General features: G+C 70.9%; 23 protein-coding genes and 2 pseudogenes. 12 read left to right on the forward strand and 13 right to left on the reverse strand.

The annotated features are described in order from the left end of the window. Nucleotides 1–6 precede the first annotated feature (6 nt). Together OG584_RS12135 and OG584_RS12140 are read right to left on the reverse strand one after the other, a co-directional pair. Nucleotides 7–1,233: a carboxylesterase family protein gene (locus OG584_RS12135; protein WP_405777852.1), complete on the reverse strand. Its 1,227-nt coding sequence runs from the start codon at nucleotides 1,231–1,233 to the stop codon at nucleotides 7–9. Nucleotides 1,234–1,364: 131 nt separating this feature from the next. Continuing rightward, nucleotides 1,365–1,799 (reverse strand): hypothetical protein, encoded by a 435-nt coding sequence (locus tag OG584_RS12140; RefSeq protein ID WP_405777854.1) that lies wholly within the window; start codon nucleotides 1,797–1,799, stop codon nucleotides 1,365–1,367. Nucleotides 1,800–2,290: 491 nt separating this feature from the next. Between OG584_RS12140 and OG584_RS12145 the strand changes: the two genes are divergently transcribed. After that, nucleotides 2,291–4,045 carry an acetyl/propionyl/methylcrotonyl-CoA carboxylase subunit alpha gene (locus OG584_RS12145; RefSeq protein ID WP_405777856.1) on the forward strand — a complete coding sequence of 585 codons (1,755 nt, stop codon included), beginning with the start codon at nucleotides 2,291–2,293 and terminating at the stop codon, nucleotides 4,043–4,045. Between the two features lie 230 nt (nucleotides 4,046–4,275). On the opposite strand, the gene OG584_RS12150 is transcribed toward OG584_RS12145, so the two are convergent. Both OG584_RS12150 and OG584_RS12155 read right to left on the reverse strand, forming a co-directional pair. Beyond that, nucleotides 4,276–5,247, reverse strand: a complete 972-nt coding sequence (locus tag OG584_RS12150; RefSeq protein WP_405777858.1) for a DeoR/GlpR family DNA-binding transcription regulator — start codon at nucleotides 5,245–5,247, stop codon at nucleotides 4,276–4,278. A 136-nt stretch (nucleotides 5,248–5,383) separates the two neighbouring features. Beyond that, a complete protein-coding gene (locus OG584_RS12155) occupies nucleotides 5,384–6,823 on the reverse strand; it encodes an NAD(P)H-quinone dehydrogenase (protein WP_405777860.1) in 1,440 nt (479 codons plus the stop codon). Nucleotides 6,824–7,049: 226 nt separating this feature from the next. On the opposite strand from OG584_RS12155, the gene OG584_RS12160 reads away from it, so the two are divergent. The 3 genes from OG584_RS12160 to OG584_RS12170 all read left to right on the forward strand — a co-directional run bounded on the left by OG584_RS12160 (nucleotide 7,050) and on the right by OG584_RS12170 (nucleotide 10,327). Next, on the forward strand, nucleotides 7,050–7,487 hold the full coding sequence (locus tag OG584_RS12160; RefSeq protein ID WP_164266553.1) for a gamma-glutamylcyclotransferase: 438 nt from the start codon (nucleotides 7,050–7,052) through the stop codon (nucleotides 7,485–7,487). 125 nt (nucleotides 7,488–7,612) lie between these two features. Continuing rightward, the gene (locus OG584_RS12165) at nucleotides 7,613–8,443 is read left to right on the forward strand and encodes a purine-nucleoside phosphorylase (protein WP_405777862.1); all 831 of its coding nucleotides are present in this window, start codon (nucleotides 7,613–7,615) and stop codon (nucleotides 8,441–8,443) included. 243 nt (nucleotides 8,444–8,686) lie between these two features. Next, nucleotides 8,687–10,327 carry a phospho-sugar mutase gene (locus OG584_RS12170; RefSeq protein WP_405777864.1) on the forward strand — a complete coding sequence of 547 codons (1,641 nt, stop codon included), beginning with the start codon at nucleotides 8,687–8,689 and terminating at the stop codon, nucleotides 10,325–10,327. Between the two features lie 108 nt (nucleotides 10,328–10,435). Here OG584_RS12170 and OG584_RS12175 read toward each other — a convergent pair whose 3' ends face one another. Genes OG584_RS12175 through OG584_RS12185 form a run of 3 tightly spaced genes read right to left on the reverse strand, consistent with a single transcriptional unit; the run spans nucleotide 10,436 to nucleotide 11,756 of the window. Further along, complete coding sequence (locus OG584_RS12175) at nucleotides 10,436–10,645, reverse strand: DUF397 domain-containing protein (RefSeq protein ID WP_405777865.1); 210 nt, start codon at nucleotides 10,643–10,645, stop codon at nucleotides 10,436–10,438. Nucleotides 10,646–10,704: 59 nt separating this feature from the next. Continuing rightward, entirely contained in the window at nucleotides 10,705–10,920 is a 216-nt protein-coding gene (locus OG584_RS12180; protein WP_405777866.1) for a DUF397 domain-containing protein, read from the reverse strand. Then, entirely contained in the window at nucleotides 10,917–11,756 is an 840-nt protein-coding gene (locus OG584_RS12185) for a Scr1 family TA system antitoxin-like transcriptional regulator (RefSeq protein ID WP_405777867.1), read from the reverse strand. The genes OG584_RS12180 and OG584_RS12185 overlap by 4 nt, the downstream gene beginning before the upstream one ends. 92 nt (nucleotides 11,757–11,848) lie before the next feature. Between OG584_RS12185 and OG584_RS12190 the strand changes: the two genes are divergently transcribed. Genes OG584_RS12190 through OG584_RS12200 form a run of 3 tightly spaced genes read left to right on the forward strand, consistent with a single transcriptional unit; the run spans nucleotide 11,849 to nucleotide 12,584 of the window. After that, nucleotides 11,849–12,112 (forward strand): hypothetical protein, encoded by a 264-nt coding sequence (locus OG584_RS12190; protein WP_405777868.1) that lies wholly within the window; start codon nucleotides 11,849–11,851, stop codon nucleotides 12,110–12,112. After that, nucleotides 12,106–12,288 carry a hypothetical protein gene (locus tag OG584_RS12195; RefSeq protein ID WP_405777869.1) on the forward strand — a complete coding sequence of 61 codons (183 nt, stop codon included), beginning with the start codon at nucleotides 12,106–12,108 and terminating at the stop codon, nucleotides 12,286–12,288. The genes OG584_RS12190 and OG584_RS12195 overlap by 7 nt, the downstream gene beginning before the upstream one ends. Beyond that, nucleotides 12,285–12,584 carry a hypothetical protein gene (locus OG584_RS12200; RefSeq protein WP_405777870.1) on the forward strand — a complete coding sequence of 100 codons (300 nt, stop codon included), beginning with the start codon at nucleotides 12,285–12,287 and terminating at the stop codon, nucleotides 12,582–12,584. Before OG584_RS12195 ends, OG584_RS12200 begins: the two co-directional genes overlap by 4 nt. A 210-nt stretch (nucleotides 12,585–12,794) precedes the next feature. Here OG584_RS12200 and OG584_RS12205 read toward each other — a convergent pair whose 3' ends face one another. Then, nucleotides 12,795–13,697 carry a carbon-nitrogen hydrolase family protein gene (locus OG584_RS12205; protein WP_405777871.1) on the reverse strand — a complete coding sequence of 301 codons (903 nt, stop codon included), beginning with the start codon at nucleotides 13,695–13,697 and terminating at the stop codon, nucleotides 12,795–12,797. Nucleotides 13,698–14,162: 465 nt separating this feature from the next. After that, on the reverse strand, nucleotides 14,163–14,876 hold the full coding sequence (locus OG584_RS12210) for an SDR family oxidoreductase (protein ID WP_405777872.1): 714 nt from the start codon (nucleotides 14,874–14,876) through the stop codon (nucleotides 14,163–14,165). 101 nt (nucleotides 14,877–14,977) lie between these two features. Between OG584_RS12210 and OG584_RS12215 the strand changes: the two genes are divergently transcribed. Next, complete coding sequence (locus OG584_RS12215) at nucleotides 14,978–15,814, forward strand: helix-turn-helix transcriptional regulator (protein ID WP_405777873.1); 837 nt, start codon at nucleotides 14,978–14,980, stop codon at nucleotides 15,812–15,814. 181 nt (nucleotides 15,815–15,995) lie between these two features. Here OG584_RS12215 and OG584_RS12220 read toward each other — a convergent pair whose 3' ends face one another. The 3 genes from OG584_RS12220 to OG584_RS12230 form a co-directional block, all read right to left on the reverse strand. After that, a complete protein-coding gene (locus tag OG584_RS12220; protein WP_405777874.1) occupies nucleotides 15,996–17,429 on the reverse strand; it encodes an RICIN domain-containing protein in 1,434 nt (477 codons plus the stop codon). Nucleotides 17,430–17,692: 263 nt separating this feature from the next. Further along, the gene (locus tag OG584_RS12225; protein WP_405777875.1) at nucleotides 17,693–18,976 is read right to left on the reverse strand and encodes an amidohydrolase; all 1,284 of its coding nucleotides are present in this window, start codon (nucleotides 18,974–18,976) and stop codon (nucleotides 17,693–17,695) included. After that, a complete protein-coding gene (locus tag OG584_RS12230) occupies nucleotides 18,973–21,084 on the reverse strand; it encodes a SpoIIE family protein phosphatase (protein ID WP_405777876.1) in 2,112 nt (703 codons plus the stop codon). Before OG584_RS12230 ends, OG584_RS12225 begins: the two co-directional genes overlap by 4 nt. A 183-nt stretch (nucleotides 21,085–21,267) precedes the next feature. Here OG584_RS12230 and OG584_RS12235 point away from each other — a divergent pair. Beyond that, nucleotides 21,268–21,429: pseudogene (locus tag OG584_RS12235) on the forward strand (IS5/IS1182 family transposase); the annotation flags it as partial. Here the strand turns inward: OG584_RS12235 and OG584_RS12240 are convergent. After that, nucleotides 21,409–21,711, reverse strand: a pseudogene (locus tag OG584_RS12240) (transposase); the annotation flags it as partial. The pseudogenes OG584_RS12235 and OG584_RS12240 sit on opposite strands and share 21 nt — an antisense overlap. Before the next feature lie 462 nt (nucleotides 21,712–22,173). Between OG584_RS12240 and OG584_RS12245 the strand changes: the two are divergent. The 3 genes from OG584_RS12245 (at nucleotide 22,174) to OG584_RS12255 (ending at nucleotide 25,673) form a co-directional block, all read left to right on the forward strand. After that, nucleotides 22,174–23,439 carry a hypothetical protein gene (locus OG584_RS12245; protein ID WP_405777877.1) on the forward strand — a complete coding sequence of 422 codons (1,266 nt, stop codon included), beginning with the start codon at nucleotides 22,174–22,176 and terminating at the stop codon, nucleotides 23,437–23,439. A 91-nt stretch (nucleotides 23,440–23,530) separates the two neighbouring features. After that, nucleotides 23,531–25,015: a sensor histidine kinase gene (locus OG584_RS12250; protein WP_405777878.1), complete on the forward strand. Its 1,485-nt coding sequence runs from the start codon at nucleotides 23,531–23,533 to the stop codon at nucleotides 25,013–25,015. Nucleotides 25,016–25,019: 4 nt separating this feature from the next. Further along, entirely contained in the window at nucleotides 25,020–25,673 is a 654-nt protein-coding gene (locus OG584_RS12255) for a response regulator (protein ID WP_405777879.1), read from the forward strand. Nucleotides 25,674–25,865: the final 192 nt, after the last annotated feature.

A 25,865-nucleotide genomic window follows, 5' to 3' on the forward strand; every position in this document is an offset into this window, starting at 1 on the left:
CCGGTCTCACAGCGCGGCGCAGGTACCCGGCCAGGAGACCGGGCCGGGTACGCCGGTGCGCACGAAGCCGAGCCAGGTGGCCCGCAGTGCGGCGCCGAGCGCCTCGACCTCGTGCCACGGGGTGTCGCCCAGCATCGGGGAACCCTGCCAGGCTTCCCGGCTGCCGAGCAGCAGCGGCAGTTCGAGACAGTGGGTCGCGCCGAACGGGGAGCCCGCCGGCCGCCAGTCCAGACGGTAGGCGTGCACGCGTGCGCCCGCCCGCACGAGCCGGTCCCCCAGCTCCGTGAGCGGGACGGCGTACATCCGGTCGGTGAGCTCGGCCGGGTCCCCCTCCTCGCCGGGGAAGGCGGTCATGTCGTCGGCGTTCCAGCCGTACAGGACGTCGAGGCCGCGAACATGTCCCCCGAAGTCGGCGCCGTCCTGGCCGCATACGCCGTCGACCGGGCTGAACGGGGGCTCCAGAGTGCTGCCCGACCTGAGCAGCTGGGCCACCGCGGTCTCCCGCTGCGCGTCCAGCAGCGCGGCGTGTCCGGCGCTCGCGGGGGTCTCGCCGTGTGCCGCGAGGTGCTCGGCGAAGATCCGGCCGAGCGCCTCGGCCTCCTCGCGCGGCCGCTCGGTGATGGCGGGCGGGGCGCTCTGCAGGACGGCCCGGCGGAAGAGCCCCGCGGCTCCCGCCGTCTCCATGAGCAGCCGGACCGAAATCGCGCCCGCCGACTGGCCGAAGACGGTGACGCCGCCGGGATCACCTCCGTACGCCGCGATGTGGTCCCGCACCCAGCGGAGCGCCTCCAGCTGGTCGTACAGGCCGAGGTTCCCCTCGCTGACACCGTCGAGGCACAGGTAACCGAGCGCGCCGACACGGTAGTTGACGGAGACGACCACCACGTCGCCCTGTGCGGCCAGCGCGCCGCCGTCGTACCAGTCCATGAGCCCGGCGCCACTGCTGAACCCGCCGCCGTGGAACCAGACCATCACGGGACGCGCGCCATCGTCCATGCCCGGCGTGGTGACCGTCAGATGCAGGCAGTCCTCGCCCTGCGGGCGGCTGTCGCGGGGCGGGCCCATCACGGCGTCGAGCCTGGAGGGCGGCTGCGGGCAGATCTCGCCGGAAGGCGGGCGGGTGTCCCGCAGCGTCACGGCACGCGGCCGGCCGAAGCGTTCGGCTGTCGCGTAGCGGATGAGGCCCGAGCGGATCAGCTCCGCCGGGGCAGGCCCGGTGCCGGAGCCCGTCATCCCGTACCTCCTGTGTCACCTTCACCGGACGGCCGGCGCAGGGCTCGCCGGCCCCGTGACGACCGCGCGTGCGACGCACCGCCGGCCGACGGTACCGCGTATCCGCGCGGCGTCCCGGACCTGGTACCGCGTCAGACCGGGGCCGGGGAGCCCTCGGGCGCCGCGCGCTCCGGCCGGTCCCTGTCGTACGCCACCAGGGTCAGCACGATCAGTCCGAGCACCACGACCATGGCGACGAAGGCCGGCCAGCCGACCAGGCCCAGGGTGAGCGCGCCCAGGACGGCGTGCACCACGGCGCAGGTGATCAGCAGGATCCGGCCGAAGCGGCCGGGCGCGTGATCCGTGAGCCCGGCGCGCAGCGGGAAGAAGGCGCAGAGCAGCAGGTAGACGCCGAAGACGCCCCCGGCCACCCAGGAGCCGGTGCTTATCGCGCTCGGATCCAGACCCGCCAGTGACATGTTCTGGTTGTCGGCGACCTTGCCGAGTATCAGGTTCACGAAGGCGATACCGAACGCCTCCAGGATGAGGACGATCGCGGCCACCAAGGCCACCGGCCTCCGTGCCATGAGCCCACCCCTATCGGATACACAGTCGGATACGCAGCCCGGTACCGCCGGTGCGGTACCTCTCGGCTCCGGACAACCGGGCCGGACACTGCTCGTTACCGCAAGTACGTGCGACACCGCGCAGGCTACTAACGGGTAAGCGCCGGGACAAGAGGCCGGAACGGACAGCAAAGAATCATTCGCCGCTTCGTAGGGACTCCACAAAGAATCGCGGGCCGCAGCGGTCCCGAACAACAGAGACCTAAGCCACACAGCAGGGCTACTGTGGGTTCCGGGAACCCTCCGTACCGTGGCGTGACAAGGGATTTCGAGGAACAGCCGACGCTCGTGTCACACCGTGTGTGGGGAAGCTCACCCATGGGGACAGGTCGAAACGCCGTGTCGGCAGTCCCTAAACTCAGCATGTTTCAGCGAACTCTTCGGCACGATGACCTGCCGAGTAACCCCGGCTCGGGTGCGGGCGGGGAAAACACAGCAAGGAGGGAGCCATCGTGCACAAGGTGCTCATCGCCAACCGTGGCGAGATCGCTGTCCGCGTCGCACGGGCCTGCCGGGACGCCGGGATCGCGAGCGTAGCCGTCTACGCCGACCCGGACCGGGACGCACTGCATGTACGCGCGGCCGACGAGGCGTTCGCCCTGGGCGGTGACACCCCGGCCGCCAGCTACCTGGACATGGGCAAGGTCCTGCAGGCCGCGAAGGACTCGGGCGCCGACGCCATCCACCCCGGATACGGCTTCCTCTCCGAGAACGCCGAATTCGCCCAGGCCGTCCTCGACGCCGGCCTCACCTGGATCGGCCCGCCGCCGCAGGCCATCCGTGACCTGGGCGACAAGGTCGCCGCCCGGCACATCGCGCAGCGCGCGGGCGCGCCGCTGGTCGCCGGCACCCCCGACCCGGTCGAAGGCTCCGCCGAGGTCGTGGCGTTCGCCGAGCAGAACGGTCTGCCGGTCGCCATCAAGGCGGCGTTCGGCGGCGGCGGCCGCGGCCTGAAGGTCGCCCGCACCCTCGAAGAGATCCCCGAGCTCTACGACTCCGCGGTCCGCGAGGCGGTCGCCGCGTTCGGCCGCGGCGAGTGCTTCGTCGAGCGCTACCTGGACAAGCCCCGCCACGTCGAGACGCAGTGCCTGGCCGACAAGTTCGGCAACGTGGTCGTCGTCTCCACCCGCGACTGCTCCCTCCAGCGCCGTCACCAGAAGCTGGTCGAGGAGGCTCCGGCCCCCTTCCTGAGCGAGGCTCAGAACGCCGAGCTGTACGCCGCGTCCAAGGCCATCCTCAAGGAGGCCGGTTACGTCGGCGCGGGCACCGTCGAGTTCCTTGTCGGCGTCGACGGCACGATCTCCTTCCTGGAGGTCAACACCCGTCTTCAGGTCGAGCACCCCGTCACCGAAGAGGTGTCGGGCATCGACCTGGTCCGTGAGATGTTCCGCATCGCGGACGGCGGGGAGCTCAGCTACGGCGATCCCGAGCTGCGCGGCCACTCCTTCGAGTTCCGCATCAACGGCGAGGACCCGGGCCGTGGCTTCCTGCCCGCGCCCGGCACCGTCACCACGTTCGCGCCGCCGACCGGGCCCGGTGTCCGTCTCGACGCCGGCGTCGAATCCGGCTCGGTCATCGGCCCCGCCTGGGACTCGCTGCTCGCCAAGCTGATCGTCACCGGCGCCACCCGCGAGCAGGCCCTCCAGCGGGCCGCCCGCGCGCTCGCCGAGTTCACCGTGGAGGGCATGGCCACCGCCATCCCCTTCCACCGCGCGGTCGTCGCCGACCCGGCCTTCACATCGGACCCCTTCCGGGTGCACACCCGGTGGATCGAGACCGAGTTCGTCAACGAGATCCCGCCGTTCGCCCCGGCGGGCGGCGACGCGGACGAGGACGAGTCGGGCCGCGAGACGATCGTCGTCGAGGTCGGCGGCAAGCGCCTGGAGGTCTCACTGCCGTCCTCGCTGGGCATGACGCTGGCCCGCACCGGTCTGGCCGCGGGCGCCAAGCCCAAGCGCCGTGCGGCCAAGAAGGCCGGCTCCGCCGCCTCCGGCGACTCGCTCGCATCCCCGATGCAGGGCACGATCGTCAAGGTCGCGGTCGAGGAGGGCCAGGAGGTCAAGGAGGGCGACCTGGTCGTCGTCCTGGAGGCGATGAAGATGGAGCAGCCGCTCAACGCGCACCGCTCCGGCACCGTCCAGGGCCTCACCGCCGAAGTCGGCGCCTCCGTCACATCCGGCGCCTTGATCTGCGAGATCAAGGGCTGACACACCGGGTCCGAAAGCGCAGGACGTACGAGCGCACAGACCCGCACAGCTACGCGTCGAGCCCCCGGCCGGATCCACCGGCCGGGGGCTCGTCACGTGGGAGCGAAGGCCCGCGGCATCACGGCGAAGGCGGCGCCGTTGGACCGAAGGCCCGCGGCGTCGAAGCCAAGGCGGGCCGTTGACGTACGAGGGCTGGGTGCCTGCGGAGGGCAGGCTCCCGGGCCGCGTCGCTAGCGTCGGCGCATATCGGCCACGCGCGCCTGCTGTTGCTGCTCGGCGAGCGAGACCGCGCTGCGCAGCGGCTGCGGTCCGGGCCCGCCGGGGTGCGTACGCCGCTGCCCGGGAAGCGGCACGTCCCTGCGGGGCTGCCGCCCGGCAGGGGGGACCTCACCGCCCGCTCCGGAGCCCGCGCCACCGCTCTGCCCCCCGGCCACGGCGATCTGCACACCCTGGTCGGCCAGGGCCTGCAGCTCCGTCGCCGCACGGTCGTCCTGGGCGGACGGCTCGTCGGTGACCAGGCGGGTGATCACGTCCGTCGGCACGGTCTGGAACATGGTGTCGGTGCCCAGCTTGGTGTGGTCGGCGAGGACCACCACCTCGGCGGCTGCCTGCACGAGCGCCCGGTCGACGCTGGCCGAGAGCATGTTGGAGGTGGACAGACCGCGCTCGGCGGTCAGCCCGCTGCCGGAGAGGAAGGCACGGGACACCCGCAGCCCCTGGAGGGACTGCTCGGCACCGCTGCCCACCAGGGCGTAGTTGGAACCGCGCAGCGTGCCGCCGGTCATGACGACCTCGACCCTGTTGGCATGGGCCAGCGCCTGGGCCACCAGGAGGGAGTTGGTGACGACCGTCAGTCCGGGAACGCGGGCGAGCCGGCGGGCCAGCTCCTGCGTTGTCGTCCCCGCGCCGACCACGATGGCTTCGCCTTCTTCGACGAGCCCCGCGGCGAGGTCGGCGATGGCCGTCTTCTCAGCGGTCGCGAGATGGGATTTCTGCGGGAAGCCGGACTCTCGCGTAAAACCGCCCGGCAGTACCGCACCGCCATGGCGGCGGTCGAGGAGTCCTTCTGCCTCCAGTGCCCGCACGTCCCGCCGTACGGTCACTTCGGAGGTCTGGACGACACGGGCGAGCTCACGGAGCGATACGGCCCCGTTTGCACGCACCATTTCAAGGATCAATTGGCGACGTTCAGCAGCGAACACGAAACAGACAGTAACCTGACCGGCCGATAGTTCTCAGCACTTTGCGCCGAAAAACAGAAGTTGTGCGCAGATTGGGTCAGCAGGTGGTATACGGGGCGCAGTTGGCGCTGTCCGGTCCGCCCGCCGACCCCCCGCGTCAGGCCTCGCCCGCCATCTTCCGGGTGTGCAGCTGCCGCGCCACTTCGGCGATCGAGCCGGAGAGCGACGGGTACACGGTGAAGGCGTTCGCGATCTGTTCCACCGTCAGGTTGTTGTCGACCGCGATCGAGATCGGGTGGATCAGCTCGCTGGCCCGGGGAGCCACGACCACTCCCCCGACCACGATGCCGGTACCCGGACGGCAGAAGATCTTGACGAAGCCGTCCCTGATGCCCTGCATCTTCGCGCGCGGATTGCGCAGCAGCGGCAGCTTGACGGCGCGCGCCACGATCCTGCCCGAGTCGACGTCGGCCTGGCTGTATCCGACGGTGGCGATCTCCGGGTCGGTGAAGACGTTGGAGGAGACCGTCTTGAGGTTCAGCGGCTGCACCGCGTCACCGAGGAAGTGGTACATCGCGATACGGCCCTGCATCGCGGCCACCGAGGCGAGAGCGAAGATGCCGGTGACGTCGCCGGCCGCGTAGACGCCGGGGGCGCTCGTCCGGGAGACCTTGTCGGTCCAGATGTGGCCCGACTCCTTGAGCCGGACGCCGGCCTCGTCCAGGCCCATGCCCGCGCTGTTGGGGATGGCACCGACCGCCATCAGGCAGTGCGTACCGGAGATGACCCGTCCGTCGGCCAGGGTGACCTCGACCCGGTCGCCCACCCTCTTGGCGGAGGCGGCGCGGGAGCGGGCCATCACGTTCATGCCCCGGCGGCGGAACACGTCCTCCAGGACGGCCGCCGCGTCCGGGTCCTCGCCCGGCAGCACCCGGTCCCGGCTGGAGACCAGCGTGACGCGCGAGCCCAGTGCCTGGTAGGCGCCCGCGAACTCGGCGCCCGTGACACCGGAGCCGACCACGATGAGCTCCTCGGGGAGCTCGTCCAGGTCGTACACCTGCGTCCAGTTCAGGATGCGCTCGCCGTCCGGCTGCGCGTCCGGGATCTCCCGCGGGTGGCCACCGGTGGCGAGGAGGACGGCGTCGGCCGTCAGTGTCTCCTCGGTGCCGTCGGCCGCGGTGACGATCACCTGGCGGGAGCCGTCCATCGCCTGCTGTCCGGCCAGCCGGCCACGCCCGCGCATCACCCGCGCGCCCGCCCTGGTGACCGACGCCGTGATGTCGTGCGACTGGGCCAGCGCGAGGCGCTTCACCCGCCGGTTCACCTTGCCGAGGTCCACGCCGACCACCCGGGCCGCCTGTTCCAGCGGTGGGGTGTCGTCGGCGACGATGATGCCCAACTCCTCGTACGAAGAGTCGAAGGTCGTCATCACCTCGGCCGTGGCGATCAGAGTCTTTGACGGCACGCAGTCGGTGAGCACGGATGCCCCGCCGAGACCGTCGCAGTCGACGACGGTCACCTCCGCGCCGAGCTGGGCGCCCACCAGGGCGGCCTCATATCCGCCTGGTCCGCCGCCGATGATCACGATCCGGGTCACGAAAAATCCGCCTCGCGTTGTCACCCCGGCCGCACTGCCGCCCCGGCCGGGGGTCCGGGGGGAGCCCCCGGGGAATGCAGTACGTGCTTCATTGTCCCGCACTCTTCAAGATGCTTCACCCCCGGGTCGCCCGCCGCCTCCCGGGGGCCGCCCGGGAGGCCCGTCCGGCCGCCCGTTGCGGCGAAGTGGCCCGGCCCCGAAATGCCACTGTCGTACCCTCGACAGCATGTCGCTCTACGCCGCGTACGCCGGCAACCTCGACGCGCGGCTGATGAGTCGCCGCGCCCCGCACTCCCCGCTGCGCGGTACGGGCTGGCTCAACGGCTGGCGGCTGACCTTCGGCGGGGAGCAGATGGGCTGGGAGGGCGCGCTCGCCACGCTCGTCGAGGCTCCGCGCTCCCAGGTCTTCGTCGCCCTGTACGACATCGCCCCGATGGACCAGGACTCGATGGACCGCTGGGAGGGCGTCGGCCTCGACATATACCGGCGCATGCGGGTCCGCGTGGACACCCTGGAGGGCGAGGAACCTGCCTGGATCTACGTACTGAACGGGTACGAGGGCGGGCTGCCCTCGGCGCGCTACCTGGGCGAGCTGGCCGACGCCGCCGAGTCCGCGGGCGCCCCGCACGACTACGTGATGGAGCTCCGCAAGCGCCCCTGCTGAGGGCGGGGCGCGCACCTGCGCGGGGCCGCCCTCAGCACGTTTGTCGGAAACGACAAGACAACGATCGCGACTCCGTCGGCCCAGACATCTACGCGCGTAGGGCCGGAGCGGTTACCCTCGTCGGCGTGAACGCTTCAGTTAACCCGGACATCCAGGGCGCCGCCGACAATCCCACTGTCGCCGCCGACGCCGCCGCCACGCGCCTGCGCGAACTCACCGGCGCGGAGACCCATGACGTAGCCATTGTGATGGGCTCGGGCTGGGCGCCGGCCGTCGACGCCCTGGGCACGCCCGTGGCCGACTTCGCCGTGACCGAGCTGCCCGGATTCCCGCCGCCCGCCGTCGAGGGCCACGGCGGACGCGTCCGCTCGTACGCCATCGGCGGGAAGCGCGCGCTGGTCTTCCTGGGCCGCACCCACTACTACGAGGGCCGCGGCGTCGCCGCCGTCTCGCACGGAGTGCGTACCGCCGTCGCCGCGGGCTGCAAGACGGTCGTCCTGACCAACGGCTGCGGCGGCCTGCGCCCGGGAATGCGCCCCGGCCAGCCGGTCCTGATCAGCGACCACCTCAACCTGACGGCCACCTCGCCGATCATCGGCGCCAACTTCGTGGACCTCACCGATCTTTACTCGCCGCGGCTGCGCGCGCTCTGCAAGGAGATCGACGGGACGCTGGAAGAGGGCGTGTACGTCCAGTTCCCCGGCCCGCACTACGAGACGCCCGCCGAGATCAACATGGTCCGGGTGCTGGGCGGCGACCTGGTCGGCATGTCCACCGTCCTGGAGGCCATCGCCGCGCGCGAGGCCGGCGCCGAGGTGCTCGGGATCTCGCTCGTCACGAATCTGGCGGCCGGACTGAGCGGCGAGCCGCTCAACCACGAAGAGGTACTTCAGGCCGGCCGGGACTCGGCCGCCCGGATGGGCTCGCTGCTCTCGAAGGTCCTGGAGCGGATCTGATCCGCCCGTGTCCCCCGCGTCATCGATCGCCGGACGGGCCCGGCGGCACCGCGCCACGGAGCACGGTGCGCGCCGCCCGGCCCAGCCGCCTGCGGCCTTCGGCGAGCAGGGTCCGGGACTGAGCCCCGGTCACCGGACCGGGGCGGGGAACGGCTCCGCCGCGGGCGCCGCCGCCCGCCCTCGCCGAAGCCACCCCAGCCGCACCACCACCACGCCGCCGCAGGCCGAGAAAGGCAGACCACCGTGCAGCAGGACCTGATCGCCCGCGCCAAGACCTGGCAGGCGGAGGACCCCGACAGCGACACCCGCGACGAGCTCGGCAAGCTCATCGAGACCGCGTCCTCGGGGGACACCGCCGAACTGGCCGCACGCTTCAGCGGCACGCTCCAGTTCGGCACGGCCGGGCTGCGCGGCGAGCTGGGCGCCGGTCCGATGCGGATGAACCGGGCCGTGGTCATACGCGCCGCAGCAGGCCTCGCCGCATACCTCAAGGCGCAGGGGCAGGCCGGCGGCCTGGTCGTCGTCGGCTACGACGCGCGGTACAAGTCCGCGGACTTCGCCAGGGACACCGCGGCGGTGATGACCGGTGCCGGTCTGCGAGCGGCCGTCCTGCCGCGCCCGCTGCCCACCCCCGTCCTCGCCTTCGCCGTCCGCCACCTCGGCGCGGTCGCGGGCGTCGAGGTCACCGCGAGCCACAACCCGCCGCGCGACAACGGCTACAAGGTCTATCTCGGCGACGGGTCGCAGATCGTGCCCCCGGCGGACACCGGGATCGCCGCGCACATCGACGCCGTGCGGAGCCTGCACGACGTACCGCGCCCGGAGAGCGGCTGGGAAACCCTCGGTGAGGACGTCCTGGACGCCTATCTGGCGCGTACGGACGCCGTACTGACGCCGGGGTCCCCCCGTACTGTGCGCACCGTCTACACGGCGATGCACGGCGTCGGCACGGAGACCCTGCTGGCGGCGTTCGACCGGGCGGGCTTCCCCGCTCCGGTGCTCGTCGCCGAACAGGCCGAGCCCGACCCGGCCTTCCCGACGGTCGCCTTCCCCAACCCGGAGGAGCCGGGCGCGATGGACCTGTCCTTCGCGACCGCCCGCCGCGCCGCCCCCGACATCGTCATCGCCAACGACCCGGACGCGGACCGCTGCGCCGTGGCCGTGCCGTACGAGGGCGACTGGCGGATGCTGCGCGGCGACGAGCTGGGCGCGCTGCTCGCCGCGCACCTGGTGCGCCGGGGGGTGACCGGCACGTTCGCCGAGTCGATCGTTTCGTCGTCGCTGCTCGGCCGGATCGCCGCCGCGGCCTCGCTCCCGTACGAGGAGACGCTGACCGGGTTCAAGTGGATCGCCCGCGTCGAGGGCCTGCGGTACGGGTACGAGGAGGCGCTCGGCTACTGCGTCGACCCCGACGGCGTACGCGACAAGGACGGCATCACGGCGGCCCTGCTGGTCGCCGAACTGGCCTCGGTACTGAAGGCCGACGGCCGCACGCTGCTCGACCTGCTGGACGAACTCGCCGTCCAGCACGGGCTGCACGCGACGGACCAGCTCTCGGTGCGCGTCGAGGACCTGTCGCTGATCACCGACGCGATGCGCAGGCTGCGCGAGCAGCCGCCGACGCAGCTGGCGGGCCTCGATGTCACGAGCGCCGAGGACCTGTCCGAGGGCTCGGAGCAGCTCCCGCCCACGGACGGCCTGCGCTACCACCTGGAGGGCGCCCGGGTGATCGTCCGCCCGAGCGGCACCGAGCCGAAGATCAAGTGCTACCTGGAGGTGGTCCTGCCGGTGGCCGCCGTCGAGGATGTCCCGGCGGCAAGGACCCGGGCGGACCAGGTCCTCACGGCGATCAAGGCGGACCTGTCGCGGGCGGCGGGGCTGTAGAACAACGGCGCCCGGGTGCGGGCCCGCGAGGCCCGCACCCGGCCGACAGCTGTGCCCGCCTCCACGACGCCCGCCGTCCAGCGGATGCCGGACAGCCGCGCCGGCCGATCAGACGGCGCCGAACTCTCCGGCCTTGACACCCGTCACGAAGGAAGCGAACGCATCGGCGGCGAGGTCCAGGGCCGGGCCGCTCGGGTTCTTGGAGTCGCGGACGGGAACCACACCGCACAAGGGGACCAGGTTGGTGGCGACCTCGACGCACTCACCCCCGTTGTTGCTGTACGAGGACTTGAACCAGCGGGGAGATTCGGTCGTCATGGGGTGCCCTCTCGTACCTGCTCGATCATGGCTACGGTTGCCGCCTGCATGGCGGGCCGTCAGACGGCACCGAAATCTTCGGCCTTGACACACGCCACGAAGCAGGCGAACGCACCGGCCGGGACGTCCAGGACGGGGCCGCCCGGGTTCTTGGAGTCGCGGACGGGAACCACACCGCACAAGCGGGCCAGGTTGGTGGCGACCTCGACACACTGGCCGCCGTTATTGCTGTACGAGGACTTGAACCAGCGGGGGGAGTCGGTCGTGGTCGTCACGGGGTGCCCTTTCGTACCTGTTCGATCATGGTTACGGATGCCGCCTGCGAGGGCGATTCGGCCTGTAACTGATGGTAGGCCGTCAGCATGGGTAGTACCGCAGTACTTTCCCGTTCGAGGTGGCCCCGCTGGGAAGATTCGGCGTACGACATCAGCGAGCGGTCCGGCATCGTCAGCACGGTGATCGGAAGGTCGAACGGTCGGTGCGCTCCCAGGTCGAACGGCGCGATCTGAAGCATGGTATTCGGCTGGCCGGCGAACTCCACCAGACGCGTCAACTGGGCTTCCATGGCGGCAGCATCACCAATGGACCGGCGGATGCAGCTCTCGTCCAGCACCACCATGAGCACGGGCAGGGTCTGCCGGACAAGTGCCGCCTGCCGCTCCGCGACGAGCGTGACCCGCTCGTCAGCCTGTTCGGGCGTGATGGCTCCGCGCCGGACGGCGTTCCCAGCAAGGACCGACGCGTACTCGGGCGTCTGCAGCAGGCCGGGGACGATGCCGACTTCGTACAACCGGATCTCCACAGCCCGGCCCTCGTGACCGACGTACTCCGGAAACCCCTCCAGCAGCGAGCCATGCCGGATGTCACGCCACTCGCGTTCGAAGGAGTCAGCGGTGTTCACGACCCCGAACGCCACATCAGAGCAGCGCGTAAAACGCAGAGTTGGCGGTTTGCGTCCGGTTTCAATTGCCGAAATGTGCCTGCCCGAGTAGCCGACCAGTCCGGCCAGTTCGTCCTGAGTCCAGCCGCGAGCCTCGCGCAATCTGCGCAACCGTGCCCCGAAGGCAGCCCCAGGGCTCGCTTCAGGATTCAGCTCCTTGCGGTTTACCAATGTGCCCTCCCCCGATGAAACGTTGAAGACAGCTCGACTCTAAGCCACTCTGAGCCGCCTTGGTAGTCGAACGACTACGGAGAGGAGTGGCGATGTCTGCAGAGACCAATTCACCTGACGGGCAAGAACCCTTGTACGTCCCAGCCCTCGGCACGCTCATGGTCGATACAGGGCACGGCAATCGGACCGGGGAGTTCCGGGGGCTCGCCGGACCGTACTGGTCGCTGCGGCCGGTCGCCGGTGGTCCCGAATGGGAGGCAGCCCCCGAGCACGTACGGACCCCGACCCCGGCCGAGCGGCTGACCGCCGAGAACGCACGGGTCAACGCCCGGAGCCGCAGGGGGCCCGCATGGTGACCGCCGCCGGGACTCATCCGCGGGGCCAGTCCGACCCCGAACCCTGCTTAAAGTGCCAGGAGTTGGACCTCGCCGAAGCGGTCGCCAAAGCAGAGAACGATCCGAGCGGGGAGACCGACTGCCGGGTTCTGCGCAGGCGGCACCGGCAGGCCGAGCACGGGGAGCGGCAGCCGTGACGTACTCACTTGTCCGGACGGCCCTCGTCGCCGGAGTCGTACAGGTCCTGCTGCACCGGTACCTGTCCCGTCTCAAGCGCGTACTCACCCCTCAACGGCACGGGCTGCCCGCCCTGTTCGCGGAGCTGCAACGGATCGAGACGGACCTGGCGTACCGGACGCGGTTCTTCGCGGGGCTGAACGCTGCGCTCGCCGAACGGAACGCGGAACGCATGGCAGAGCTGGAATCCCTCCGAACGGCGGTCGATCACCTCCGGACCCTGGTCCACTCCGGCAACGGCGAGCGCAGCACTTGAGCGACAGCTCCGTCTGCTCCATCCCCCTTCTGAGAGACACCAGTTGAATGGCCCACGGCCACATGACGCGCCGACAGCCCCGGCGCCTCAGCCGCTGAGGCGGCCGGTCATGACCACCGACAACGATCCGGCGCCCCCCGACTCAGAATGCGAGGCGTTCGCGGCGGGAGCCGTCCCACACCCGCGAACCCCTCGCGTTCTGCTTCTGCGCTAGAAGGCCGCGGTTCGGTCTTCGCTGCGCGGGTCGGTCACCCGGTGCTCGGCGTAGGCGCCCGCGCGCGACTCACGACGCCAGGGGCGCGCGTAGGCCACGGCTTCGGCGGCGGCCTCGGAACTGTCATCGAGGTTCACGACGGCTACGGACGGCGAGCCGTCCGCGGGGCAGCGCTCAAGCCAGTCACCGTTGGGCGCGATGACCCCGGACGGTGCCGTGCTGTGCTGAGTGGGCACCGAGAAGCTGACCCAGTAGCTGTTGACCGCAGCGTGGCCCTGGGCTTGGGCAGCGGCGTTCCCCGGGGAGACACCGGTCGTGGAGAGAAGGACGCAGTCGACGTCCAGCTGCTCGTATTCGGCGAACAACTCCGGGTAATGGATCTCCATGCCGAGCAGGCAGCCGAAGCGCACACCGTCGATGTCGAAGGTCACCGGCGAGATGCCCGGCGAGTACATGTACGACACCTTCGTCTTCGACAGCAGGCGCTCGTCGTAGCGCGTGACAACCTCGCCGCGATCGGAGACGACGTAGAGGCTGTTGTGCGGGCGGTTCGGCCCGGTCAAGCGGTGCACCGAGGCGATCACCGTCCACAGCCGCAACTCCCGTGCCAACTCGGCGATAGCGGTCAGCTCTGCTTGCAGAACCGGCCACTGGCACCGGTCCCAGTCCGCGGGGCCGACCGCGTCCGGGCCCTCGACGGACATGACGAGCTTGTGGGGAAAGCAGATCGCCCCTTCCGGGAAGTGCACGATCCTCGCGCCCCGAGCACTCGCCATACGCATCAAAGCACGGACCTGGCGGCCGCTTTCGCGCAGCGCGTCAGCGTCTCGGGGGTCATCACGAACAGGGGTCTGTGCGACGGCGAGCCGTACGCTTCGGGTATTCCTTGCTTCCGACATGACGTCTCCGGGTGGAGTCGGACGGAAGTGCCGGAGGGCAGACGTGTAGGACTCTCCGGTCCTGACGGCGCGGGCGCGCACCTGGCGCTTGAAGTTCCTGCGGGCTGTCATCGCGGCCTTCCACGCCTTGAGCGACGGCCCCCCAGCAACCTCGCCCGAGGCGATCGGGCTGCGGCAGCGACCTGAGACGCTAGTCCCTTTGCCTCCGATGGAAGACCGTGCTGGGGACGGTCGCGGGAGGTTCGGCGTAGGCCACGCAGTCCGTCATCCTGCCGCCGCCTGCAGGCTCCGTCAACCCGCCCGGCGCACCGTCGAAGGGCCCGGTTACTGGAGAACGGATCCGCGTGAGGAGCCGGCCGTCCAGCACGGGCCGCACGCCACGGCCCAGCTCCCGGCGCGCGTCGATGACCTGTCCGAGGGCCCGGCACACCTCCCTCCAGTGAGCCCGGATCGCCGGGGCCCCGATCACCAGGGCAGCGGGCCTTCAGTGTCGAAGAAGCCCCCGGTGGGGCCGTCGGGGCCCACCTGCGCCATCCGTACGATGATCTCGGCTCCCTGCTCGACGGTCTGGATACCCGTCCTCCCGTTCAGGTCGGTCCTGGTGAAGCCGGGCTCCACCGCGTTGATCCGCATCTGCGGGAACGCCTTGGCGTACTGCACGGTGAGCATGTTGACCGCTGCCTTCGACGCCGGGTAGGCGACGCCCGGATAGGCGTACGCCGGGGTGTCCGGGGTGGTGACCCCGGTCAGTGAGGCCAGGCCGCTGCTGACGTTGACCACCACCGGGGCGGCCGAGCGCCGCAGCAGCGGCAGGAGTGCGCGGGTGACGCGCACGGTGCCGAAGACGTTCGTCTCGAACGTCGTCCGCATCATGTCGGCGGTCGTGTCCGCAGCGCCGCTCACGGCGCTGCCGTCGGCGGTCATCTCCGCCTGGATACCGGCGTTGTTGATGAGTACGTCGAGCCCGCCCCCGGCCTCGATGACCTCGACCGCCGCCGCCACGGACGCGTCGTCGGTGATGTCGAGCTGAACCGCTCGCGCACCCAGCTCCTCGGCGGCCCGCCGCCCGCGTCCGGCGTCCCGGCTGCCCAGGTAGACGGTGTGGCCCGCAGCGGTGAGGCGGCGGGCGGTCTCGTACCCGAGACCCTTGTTCGCTCCGGTGATCAGTGTCGTAGTCATGCCTCCACGATGCGGCGGAAACGTGCGGTGAACCAGGCGTCCAGCCTTCCTGGGACTGCCGGTACCAGGAAGATCCGTGCGGGCCGGGGCACAGTGGAGTCATGGCGAACACGGAGTTCGGACACACGGTGCGGCGCTGGCGCGACCGGGCCTCCCCCGAGGCGGCCGGGCTCCCGGTCGGCGGCCACCGGCGCGCGGCCGGGCTGCGCCGCGAGGAGCTGGCCCTGCTGGCCGGGATCTCGGTCGACTACGTCACCCGCCTCGAACAGGGCCGGGCCACCAACCCTTCGGTGCAGGTCGTCGAGGCCCTGAGCCGGGCACTGCGCCTCTCGGCGGCCGAGCGCGAGCATCTCTTCGGCGTCGCGCGGCTCGTACCTCCGGGGCAGGGCACGGTGCCCGCCTACATCACGCCCGGCGTCCAGCGGATGCTGGACCGGCTGACCGCCACGCCCGTCGCGGTCTACGACGCGGCGTGGACGCTGCTGCTGGCCAACCCGCTGTACGCGGCCCTGATGGGCGAGTGGCACGGCAAGGACCGCAACGCGGTGTGGCGCAACTTCCTCGGCTCGGGCACCCGCGCCCGCCACACACCGGAATCCCGGCGGGCACTGGAGGCCTCGCAGGTCACCGGGTTGCGTGCGACGGCGGGCCGGTATCCGGCTGACCAGCGGTTGCGGCGGCTGATCGCCGAACTGCGCGCGGGCAGCGACCGGTTCGCGGAACTGTGGGATGCCGGGGCCGTGGAGCAGTACGAGGCGCCGCACAAGACCGTCGATCACCCGCAGGTGGGGGTCGTGACACTCGACTGCGACGTCCTCAGCGTCGCGGGCAGTGACCTGCGCATCATGATCTACACGACCGAACCGGGCAGCCGGGACGCCGAACAGCTGGCGCTCCTCACCGTCCTCGGGACCCAGGCGCTGGTCGGCCGGAGCTGACCACTCGGCGCGCACGAGACCACCGGGATCCGCCGCGGCAGCGGAATCCCGGCCGACCGGTTCACCGGACTGCCGGGAGCCGTGCCCGGACGCGGTGACCGTTCCCGGTCACCGCGCCAAGGGGGGCTTGCACTATGAGCACGCGACCCGGAAGGGCACAGCGCAAGGACCCTGGGGCCCCCTACAGCCCCGGAGCGACCTTGATGATGTCCCACTCACGGTCGTCCGTGTTGCTGCACTCGTGCAGGGTGAGCCGGTTCTTGGTGGTGACCGGCTTGCCGGGCGGGCTGTAGCCGTCGACGTTCAGACAGAGGCCGTCGCTCGCACGGTTGCGGATCCAGTAGTGGCCGTCGTCCTGCTTGTCGAGCCACCAGAGCTGGTTGTCGGGCTGCGTCCCGGCGCAGGTGAACTCGGTCACCAGGGCCCCGACCGGCTGATTGCCGCCGCCCGGCAGATCCATGCAGAGGCGGTCCTTGATATTCCGGATCTGGAAGAGACTGTTGTTGTCCGGGCCGCCGTGCGCGTGCTGGACCTCAAGGTCCCAGACCTGGTTGTCCGCGGAGGTCGGGTTGCAGTCGTTCTCCTGGACCGGCCCGTTGATCTTGCCGTTGTCCCTGCCGGGGAGTTCGGCGCAGAGCTTGGTCACCGAGTTCTTGATCTCCACGTGCTTCTGGTTCGCCGGGTCCGCGGGCTTCTTCTTGGAGGCGCCGCCACCGCCGCCGCCTCCGCCTGCGCCGCCGCTGTCCCCGGTGTCGGGGTTGGGGGCCGAGGGGGTGGGTGGCGGGACGCTGGCCGCGGGGGGCGGCAGGCTGGGGGTGGGGGTCGGCGCCGGGAGCGCGACGCCGGCTTCCTGGGGTTTGGCGGTGGCGCGGGTCGCGGCCTGGGGCTTGTGGGTGAACCAGGCCATGATGAAGACGATGGCGATGGCCATGCAGACCGCGAAGAACGTCGCGAGCCAGCGGGGCAGGAATCCGCGCTGGACGTAGGTGCCGTCGACGTCGAGGGGTTTGGTGCCCGAGCGCTGGATCGCGAGCCGGTACGGGCGGTCCTGCTTGCGGCCGAACCAGATGATCTGGCGCGGACGCAGGGTGGCCTTGACGAACGCGGCACGGCCGGGCTCGATCTGGACGTTCGCCGGGTGGATCTCGTACGACAGCTGGTCGCCGTTCTCACTGCCGTTGACGGACGCGGTGAGCTTGGTGTTGCCCAGGTTGTCGATGGCCAGCTTCGGACGCCCGCGGAAGCGGCCCTTGACGGTGTGGGGCACGAGTTCCGCGCGGACCTCGGAGAACGGGGTGATCGTGACGTTGCCCTCGGGGACCGTGGTGGCCTCCGGGTGCTCCGTGGGAATGACCTGGACACCGTACGGGTTCGGCCCGGCGATGGCGTCCGGGGTACGGGGCGGGGCGAACGTGAGGTCCACGGTGCCGGTGGTGCCCGGGAAGAGACGGATGGTCGGTGGTTCGACGGTCACGTACGGGGCCAGATCACCGACGGGTACGCACCGGTACTCGTCCACGACGTCGCCCGTGTTGCGCAGGCGAAGCCGCACAGTAGCCGTACTGCCGGGGTCCACCGTGGTGGACGCAGGCTCCAGAGAAGTCCAGATGCTCACGCGCCGGACTCTAACCAGCCGCTTGACACCATGTCACCAGGCAGCAGGGCAGGATCGATGCCCCGCACGGCCTCTCATGATGCCCTTCGCGCCGCCGTCCGAACCGCCCGCCGCCGTGATCGTTCCGGCCGCCGGCTCCGGGCCCCGGCCGGGAGGAACCGGGAGGTCCGGCCCGGTAGGGCGACGTCGCCCTACCGGGCCGGACCTCCGCCGTGCGGAGAGAACCCCCGGGCCCTGCCGCAGGGAACCGGCGGAACGCCCTGTCAGCCCTGCTTCTCCGCCGCGTCCGCACCCAGCCACGCCAGGGCCGCGACCGTCAGGGCCGCCACCCCGGTGTCCAGTGTCGGCTGCGTCACCGGGGCGAAGTGCGGGCTGTGGTTGACCGGGATGTCCTCGGCCACCGTGTTGTTGCTGACCGCGTCCGCGTACTTCTCCGGGTCGGCGCCGCCGAAGCCCCAGTAGGCGAACGGCGCGTCGAAGGCGCGCGGGATCGAGCTGAAGTCCTCGCTGGCCGTCTGGAGTTCGATCGTGCCCGCGTCGTCCCCGAAGTGCGCTGTGAACGCCTTCGCCAGCCGTTCGGCGACGTCCGCGTCGTTGACCGTGGCCGGGAACGAGGTGATGCGCTCGATTCGCGGTTCCTTCGGTGCGTTGGAGGCCGTGGACTCCGCCCGGACGCAGCGCTCGATCGCGTCCAGCACCTGGCTGCGGGTCGTCTCGTCGTAGGTGCGGACGTTCAGCAGGATGACGGCGCTGTCGGGGATGACGTTCGGGCTCGCGCCCGCCTGGATACTGCCGACGGTGAGCACGGCCGGCGTGGTGGCGGCCAGCTCGCGCGAGACGACCGTCTGGAGCCGCACCACGCACAGCGCCGCCAGCACCACGGGGTCGACGGCGAACTGCGGCATGGAGCCGTGGCCGCCGCGCCCGTACAGCGTGATCCGCAGGCTGTCCGCCGCCGACAGGAAGGAGCCGGAGCGTACGCCCACATAGCCCGCCGGATACGGCAGGACGTGCTGGGCGAGTGCCACGTCCGGGCGGGGGATGCGGTCGGCGAGACCGTCGTCGACCATCGCGTCGGCGCCGTCGCCGTTCTCCTCCGAAGGCTGGAACAGCACGGTCAGCGTGCCCTGCCATGCCTGCGGGGAAGCAGCCATCAGCCGGGCGAAGCCGAGCATGCAGGTGACATGGGTGTCGTGTCCGCAGGCGTGCATGACCGGCAGTTCGACACCGTCCGCGTTCGTGGTGGTCACCGTCGAGGCGTACGGCAGACCGGTGTCCTCCCTGACCGGGAGCGCGTCCATGTCGGCCCGCAGCAGGACGGTCGGGCCGTCGCCGTTGGCCAGGACGCCGACCACACCGGTGGTGCCGATGCCGTCGGTCACCCGGTATCCCCAGTCACGCAGCCGCTCGGCCACCCGCGACGCGGTCCGCCGCTCGGCCAGGCCCAGCTCGGGGTGGGCGTGGAGGTCCCGGTAGAAGTCCTCAAGATCGGCGCGGATGCCGTCCAGACCACCGAGAACCTCGTCTGCGCCGGAGCTGATCGTCATGGGAATCCTTCCTGGAGGCCGGAGGACCCAGTCATCGGCTTCGGCCGCGCGATGAGCAGGGCGACGTCGTCGTTGCCGTCGGGGTGTCGTAGGGCGTTCAGAAGGCGGTCGCAGGTGTCTTCCAGTGAAACGTCGGGGACGGCGTCGAGGTGTCTGAGTAGGGCGTGCAGGCGGCTGTCGATGTCCTGGTCGCGGGTTTCGACGAGGCCGTCGGTGTAGAGGACGAGTCGGTCACCTGGGCCAAGGGCGAGGGTGGTGGTGCGAAATGGGACACCCCCGACACCGAGGGGTGCGCCGGTGGGGAGGTCGATCAGTTGTGCGGGCTTGCCGCCGCGGATGAGGACCGGGGGCACGTGTCCGGCATTGGCGAGGTGACACCGCTGACGGTGGGGGTCGTAGACCGCATAGATGCAGGTGGCGATGTAGTGCTCCAGGCCGCTGGTGATCTTGTCCAGGTGGTGGAGCACTTGGGCGGGATCCAGGTCGAGTTCAGCGAAGGCGCAGGTTGCGGTGCGCAGGCGTCCCATGGTGGCGGCGGCGTCGATGCCGTGGCCCATCACATCGCCTACGACCAGCGCAGTCCTGTCGTGGTCGAGGGGGATGACGTCGAACCAGTCGCCGCCCACTTCGTTGCTGGCCTTGGCCGGCTGGTAGCGGGAGGCCACCTCCAGGCCCGCCAAAGGTGGTGGATGATCCGGCAGCAGGCTGCGTTGGAGGGTGATGGCGGTGTTGCGGACGCTCTGGTGCCAGCGGGCGTTGTCGATGCTGACGGCGGCGCGCACAGCCAGTTCTCCGGCTAGCACGGCGTCGTCGTGATCGAAGGGGCGACCGTTGCGCGTGCGTTTGAGGTCCAGGGCGCCGATCACTTCGCCGTGGGCGACGAGTGGTACGGCGAGGTAGGAGTGAACGCCGTCGCGGCCAAGGAGGGCCGCTGCCTTGGCGTCGCGGGCGATCCGAGGGAGGTCGTCGGCTTGTACGTGCGGGATCAGGATGGGCTGACCGGTGCGGACGCACTGTGTGACCAGGCGGTCTGGGCCGTAGGCGGCAATACTGCCGGGCCGGTCTGCTGCCTCGGCGGCCCCACTGGGACGTGTGGCGGCCAGGGCCAGCGCCCGGAAGACCGTATTGCCGCCATGGCCCACTGCCGAGGGGCTGCCTTCCAGGAGGGAGTCGAGGATGTCGACGGCGGCGACATCGGCGAAGTCGGGGACGGCGAAGTCGGCGAGCTCGTGGGCGGTCTGGTAGAGGTCGAGGGTGGTGCCGATCCGGACGGAGGCATCGGCGATGAGTGCCAGTCGGTGCCGGGCTCGGTCGGCTTCCAGGGTGGCCCGGTGGCGTTCGGTGGTGTCTACGACCGAGAGGGCGATGCCCAGTACGTGCCCGTCCGAGGTATCCAGCCGGTAGTACGAGGCGGACCAGGCGTGATCGTTGTCCGGGTCCGCCGGGGTACGGCCGATGCTGGCCTGGTCGACGATCGGAGTACCGGTGCGAAGGACCTGGCGCATAGCGCTCTCGACCGCATTGACGTCCAGGGTGGGCAGGACTTCGCGGAAGCGGCGGCCGAGGTGTCCCTCGGCGGGGATGCCGTTGATTCGCTCGAGGGCGGGGTTGACCGTGACGTAGCGAAGGTCGGTGTCCAGCACGGCCAGCCCGATGGGGGACTGCGAGACCAGCCGGGTGGACAGGGCCAGGTCGCGCTCCACAGTACGCAAGGCGTCCTGGTCGCTGGCCAAGCCCAGGGCATAGAGGTCTCCCTGGTCGTCCTCCAGACGCATGTTGCGGAATTCAGCCAGGTGGGTCGTGCCGTTCTTGCGTCGGACCGGGAAGGCTCCGGCCCAGCTCTCGCCGCTGTCCATGACCTCGGCGAACAGCTGGATGACCAGATCCAGGTCGTGTTCGTGGACCATCAAACGAGCCGCGTACTGGCCCAGCGCTTCCTTGGCGGTGTAGCCGAACAGCTGCTCGGCCTGCGGGCTCCACAGCACGATCCGGCCGTCGGCGTCCAGGACCACGGCGGCGATACGCAGCAGGTCCATCAGGCCGCCGGGCGGGCCGGGGCCGGCCTTCGGCTGTTCCGGCTGCGAACGCCGAGCTTGAGCCGCGCTCATCTCCAGCCCTCCTCTCGCCCCGCGGGTCTCGCGAAGGCTGGGGTCTGCCTTCTCCCATAGTCCGCCCGAACTGATCAGTACCCCAGCCCAGCCCTGCCCGCCTGCGGAACAGCAGGGACTGCGCGACGGCGAATACGCGGTGGATGAACGGCTTACCCCTTGCCCCTGGGTTCGAGGCAAGCAGCGCATGGCCCCCACCGCGGCCGCTACCTCAAGCCCCAGCGACTGCACGCGGACAAAGCCTACGACGCGCCCCACCTGCGGAAATGGTTATGGGGCAAGCACATCGGCGTCCGTATCGCACGCAAAGGCATCGAGTCCAGCGGCCGGGCTGCCGAGGCGAGGGCGGATGTTCCGGAACCATCGCCGTACCCGGGTCGGGGTGAGTGCGGTGCCGGGGCGGGTGGCCTTCTCCCAGGGCTTGCGCTGGTCGGCTGCCAGGGGGAGTGCGAGGCGGAGCTGGGTGTGGGCTGCAACGACGAGCCAGGTCCACCGGTCCGCGGCCTGCGGGTCACGCAGTCGGGGGCGGGTCCAGCCCAGGGACTGCTTGAATAGGCGGAACGTGTGCTCCAGGTCGAATCTTCGCAGGTAGCAGGACCAGATGAAGTCGACGTCGCCCGGGGCGGCGGAGCGCCGGTCAGGGCGACTGACCCCAAGGGGAGCCGGGGCGGTCGGCCGCATACGGCTCAGCGGCATCGGTGCCGGCTGTCGCCTGCCGCGGGGAGGCGGGGCCGGTCGATGACGGACGAGACCCGCGCCTCTGTCGCTCCCAGGCCGGGGAGCCTGCCCGCGCTCGGCGGCAGTAACCGCCGAGCCGCGTTCCCCGGCCCTTCCCGGTGGTGGCGGAGGCGGACAGGAACGTCCCAGCGGCGACGCTGTCCAGAGGGCAGCCGGTCCGTGCGAGGCGAGAGCGGTGATGACCGCCGGGGAGACCGCCGGTCGTCGTACGACGGGGCGCGCCGGGTGGCTGATGCTCTGTGGCCGGTCGCCGATCGGACCGTGAGTGTGGCCGGTCGGCCGACGCGGTGCCGCGGGGGGTGCGCCTAGCGTCGTTCGAACCAAGCCAACACGCTCCAAGGGGAATGTTCGATGGACCAGCGAGTCACGACCGGATCACACGCCCACGCCACGGCCGCGGGCGGAGCGACCACAGAGTTCGAGCCGGACGTCCTGGAGCTGCTCGTGGAGACACTGCGCCGTGCGGTCAGGCGCGAGTTGCCGGCCGTGGGGACGGACACCCTGCTGGGGGAACTCGTGATGGGGGACACGGACGCCGGTGCGGCGATCGCCCCGGGGATGCGGAAGGCTGGCTCGCTCAGCGGCATGATCTCCGGCCGGGCGGGCCGCGGTTGGGTGAGCGACGACGAGGCGCACAGTGTGCCTGGATCGGCCGGCACGGATGAGGAAGCCGATGAGGACGCCGGCCGGGAGGCCGACGAGAAAGAGGTCGATGCGGCCTGGCGTGAGGCGCAGTGGCGCTTCGGCCTCGGTTCGCGCGGATCGGCCCCGGAGAGCGGCCGGGTGCTGCCCCGGATGACCGGGGCGGTGCGCGCGTGCCTGCTGCTCGCGCTCAGGTCGGCCCGCGCCGAGGGGACGATCTCGGTGCGCTGCCGGCACGTGGCCCGTGCCCTGCTGGATCTGCCGGACAGCAGGGCTCGGGAGGCCCTCCTGCTGCGAAGGCTGGATCCGGCCGCCGCTGCAACCGTGCTCGACGGACTGGACGCAGGCGCCTCCGCGGAGTCCGAGGGACCGGAATCCCGCGGCGTCACCCTTCTGCGCCGGGCCGGAACGCTGGGCAAGAGCGGTAACCCCCTGGCCCGCGCGCTGACTTCGTGGACCTCAGGAGCCGCCGTGAACGGCTCACCGGTTCTGTTCGCGGTGTCCGGCGAGGCCGTGCGGCAAGCGGTACGGTGCGGGCGCGCGGCGGCGGAGCCGGTGGATCTCCTGCTGGGGATACTGGCCCTGGACCGGGCACTGTCCGTCGCCGGGCGCACGCTACCCAGGAGTCCGGCGACCGCCAACGCTGCTCCGGCTCTGATGAGCCGACACGGTGTACGGCAGGCTTCCCTGGTTTCTTCGGCTCCGGCGATCACGCCCACCGCTGTTCCCGACGGCGACAGCGACGGTGTGCGGCTGTCCGCTGCCGCCGAGCGGACCGTGGCGGTCGCGCGGCTGACCGCGGTCGAGCACGGATCCCCCAGTGTCGGTACGGTCCACCTGCTGTCCGCGCTGCTCGAGGAGTCGGCGACGGATGCGGACACCGGGGCTGGTGACGCGGTGGCACGGCTGCTGGCTGCCGACCAGGTGGACGTGGCCGCGTTGCGGGCAGAGCTGAGCCTCCGGCTGGGCGCATGACGCCCGGGACCCGCCGTGCGGCGACCGTCACTGCAGTTACCGTTCCTCCCGGGAGATCCACGGTGGCAGGGCAGGGGCGATCATGAGTCAGATGCCCGAAGACACACAGCGGCCACGCTGGTCCATGCGCCTGGGGCGCACGCTGAGCGGTGTGCCTCGGTGGGTGCGCCGCGAAGCGGCCCATGGGTGGGCCGCGGTGCGTGCCTCCGAGCGCCGTACGGTCGTCGTCGAGGCGCTGGTCTGTGCCCTGGCGGCAGCTTTCTGCCTGCTACCGCTGCTGCCGGTACCCCCGGAAAGGCCGGCGTCGGCGGTGCTGGAGGGGGTGTGGGCGGCGTTGATCGTCCCGGTTCGGCGCGGCCGGCCGGCCGCCGCCGTTGTGTGCGCCTCTCTGCTGCTCGTGGGTGCCAACGTATGGACGCTGGCGGTGGTGCCGCTGATCGTGCTGTCCGCCACCCGTCGTATCGCACCGGCCCGGCGTGCGTGGCGGGCCGCCGGGATGGGCTTCGCCGCCGTCGGCGTCCTGACCGTTGTCTCTGCCCTGGTCCACTCCGATGCCTTGCCGGTGGAACTGGCCGGCAACGCGGGCTCAGCGGTGCTGCTTCTGCTGCTGCCCACCTTGGCCGGGACCCTGCTGGGGCGGCGACGCCCCCTGGTCAGCCTGCTGCGGGAACGCAACGCCTATCTGGAACAGACCCGCACGCTGACCACCGCGGCCGCCCGGACGGAGGAACGGGCCCGGATCGCGGGAGAGATGCACGATCTCCTGGGCCACCGGCTGAGCCTGATCTCCGTGCACGCCGGGGCGCTTGAACTCGGCGCCGCGCGACAGGCGCCCGCGCTCGCCGGACAGGCCGAGCTGCTGCGCACGACCGCCGGTACGGCCATGGGGGAACTGCGCGAAATCCTCGGTGTCCTGCGGCATGTGGACGTCAAGGACCTGAAGGCCGGGGCCGGGAACGAGAGGGGAACGCGTGAGGACATCACCACTCTGGTGACGGAATCACGCCAGACAGGAAGCACCGTCGAGCTGGACTGGTCCGTTCCCGATACGGCCGACGTGGGTTCCCGTACGCGGCAGGCGATCCACCGGATAGTCCGCGAAGGGCTGACGAACGTGCTGGAACACGCGTCCGGCGCGCCCACCAAGGTGCAGGTCAAAGCCACGGACAGGGGGATCGAAGTATCCGTCACCAACGAGCCGCCGCGCGCGGCGGGCCACTCCCACGGGGGAAGCCGCAGCGGGCTGGCCGGCTGTCAGGAACGGATCTCGTTGCTCGGCGGCACGTTCGAAGCGGGCGCCATGCCGAACGGCGGTTTCCGCATGGCGGCCCGGCTGCCCACCCACGGGAACAGCACCCCGGAACTTGCCGCGCTCAGGGGGGCAGTCACAGGAACCTCTCCGGCCACGGCCCGCCTTGCCTCCGGCGGCATCGCGCAAGAAGGGGCCCGAGCTCCGCTGTCGGACGAGATCCTGACCTGGCCGCGGGTTCTGGGATCGGGTTGCGTGGCGCTGCTCGTGGTCCTGCCCACGGCGGGCTTCCTCGTCGTACTGCTGACGATGGCAGCCCTAGGATGAGCTGATGATCCGAGTCCTGATCGCCGACGACGAGACACTGATGCGTGCGGGAATCCGGCTGATCCTGGAGAACGCCGAGGACATCGAGGTGGTCGCCGAGGCGGGCAACGGCCGAGATGCCGCCGCGGCATGCCGCGCCCAGGACATCGATGTCGCCCTCCTCGACATCCAGATGCCGATCAGGGACGGAATCGCGGCCGCCGAGGACATCGCCCGCCTCTCACCCCGCACCTGCGTCGTGATGCTGACGGCATTCGGTGAGGAAGCGAGCGTGACACGCGCCCTGCGGGCCGGGGCGAGCGGATTCCTCCTCAAGGACACCGGCCCCACCGAGCTGATCCGCGCAGTGCTACTCGCCGCGAGAGGTGAACCGGTCCTGGCGCCCCGGATCACCCGGCAGCTGCTGGAACGTCACGTACGGTCCGGCCGGGACACCGAGGCCGCTCTGCGCAGGACCGAAGAGCTGACCCCGGCCGAACGCGACGTCCTGCGGCTGCTCGGCACGGGGCTGTCCAACGCGGAGATCGGCGATCAGCTGTATCTGAGCGCCGGCACGGTCAAGGCGCACATCAGCCGGCTCCTCACCCGCACCGGCTGCGCCAACCGCGTACAGGCCGCAGTCCTCGCACACGACGCCGGGCTGCTCACCGATCGTTGAGCAGCCCCTCCGTGGCCCGCGCAAGGGACGTCCTCCGTAGCCCGCGTAAGCGGGCAAGGTGGCACAACCGGACCAGGGCGGCATGTGTTGCGCACTCACCCCGCACGACCGGCCCGCTGTCACAGAAGCCGAAACGGCCGGGTTCGCCGACTGTCCTGTGTCACCGAGTCGTCCTTGACGCGATCGCTCTGA

It is taken from the genome of Streptomyces sp. NBC_00859 (genome assembly GCF_045161865.1).
In the GTDB taxonomy this organism is placed as follows: Bacteria; Actinomycetota; Actinomycetes; order Streptomycetales; family Streptomycetaceae; genus Streptomyces.

Coding starts and splice junctions, on each gene's coding strand:
- OG584_RS12135 (WP_405777852.1), bottom strand. CDS start 1,233: ATGACGGGCTCCGGCACCGGGCCTGCCCCGGCGGAGCTGATCCGCTCG.
- OG584_RS12140 (WP_405777854.1), bottom strand. CDS start 1,799: ATGGCACGGAGGCCGGTGGCCTTGGTGGCCGCGATCGTCCTCATCCTG.
- OG584_RS12160 (WP_164266553.1), top strand. CDS start 7,050: ATGTCGCTCTACGCCGCGTACGCCGGCAACCTCGACGCGCGGCTGATG.
- OG584_RS12175 (WP_405777865.1), bottom strand. CDS start 10,645: ATGACGACCGAATCTCCCCGCTGGTTCAAGTCCTCGTACAGCAACAAC.
- OG584_RS12190 (WP_405777868.1), top strand. CDS start 11,849: ATGTCTGCAGAGACCAATTCACCTGACGGGCAAGAACCCTTGTACGTC.
- OG584_RS12195 (WP_405777869.1), top strand. CDS start 12,106: ATGGTGACCGCCGCCGGGACTCATCCGCGGGGCCAGTCCGACCCCGAA.
- OG584_RS12205 (WP_405777871.1), bottom strand. CDS start 13,697: ATGTCGGAAGCAAGGAATACCCGAAGCGTACGGCTCGCCGTCGCACAG.
- OG584_RS12210 (WP_405777872.1), bottom strand. CDS start 14,876: ATGACTACGACACTGATCACCGGAGCGAACAAGGGTCTCGGGTACGAG.
- OG584_RS12215 (WP_405777873.1), top strand. CDS start 14,978: ATGGCGAACACGGAGTTCGGACACACGGTGCGGCGCTGGCGCGACCGG.
- OG584_RS12225 (WP_405777875.1), bottom strand. CDS start 18,976: ATGACGATCAGCTCCGGCGCAGACGAGGTTCTCGGTGGTCTGGACGGC.
- OG584_RS12230 (WP_405777876.1), bottom strand. CDS start 21,084: ATGAGCGCGGCTCAAGCTCGGCGTTCGCAGCCGGAACAGCCGAAGGCC.
- OG584_RS12245 (WP_405777877.1), top strand. CDS start 22,174: ATGGACCAGCGAGTCACGACCGGATCACACGCCCACGCCACGGCCGCG.
- OG584_RS12250 (WP_405777878.1), top strand. CDS start 23,531: ATGCCCGAAGACACACAGCGGCCACGCTGGTCCATGCGCCTGGGGCGC.
- OG584_RS12255 (WP_405777879.1), top strand. CDS start 25,020: ATGATCCGAGTCCTGATCGCCGACGACGAGACACTGATGCGTGCGGGA.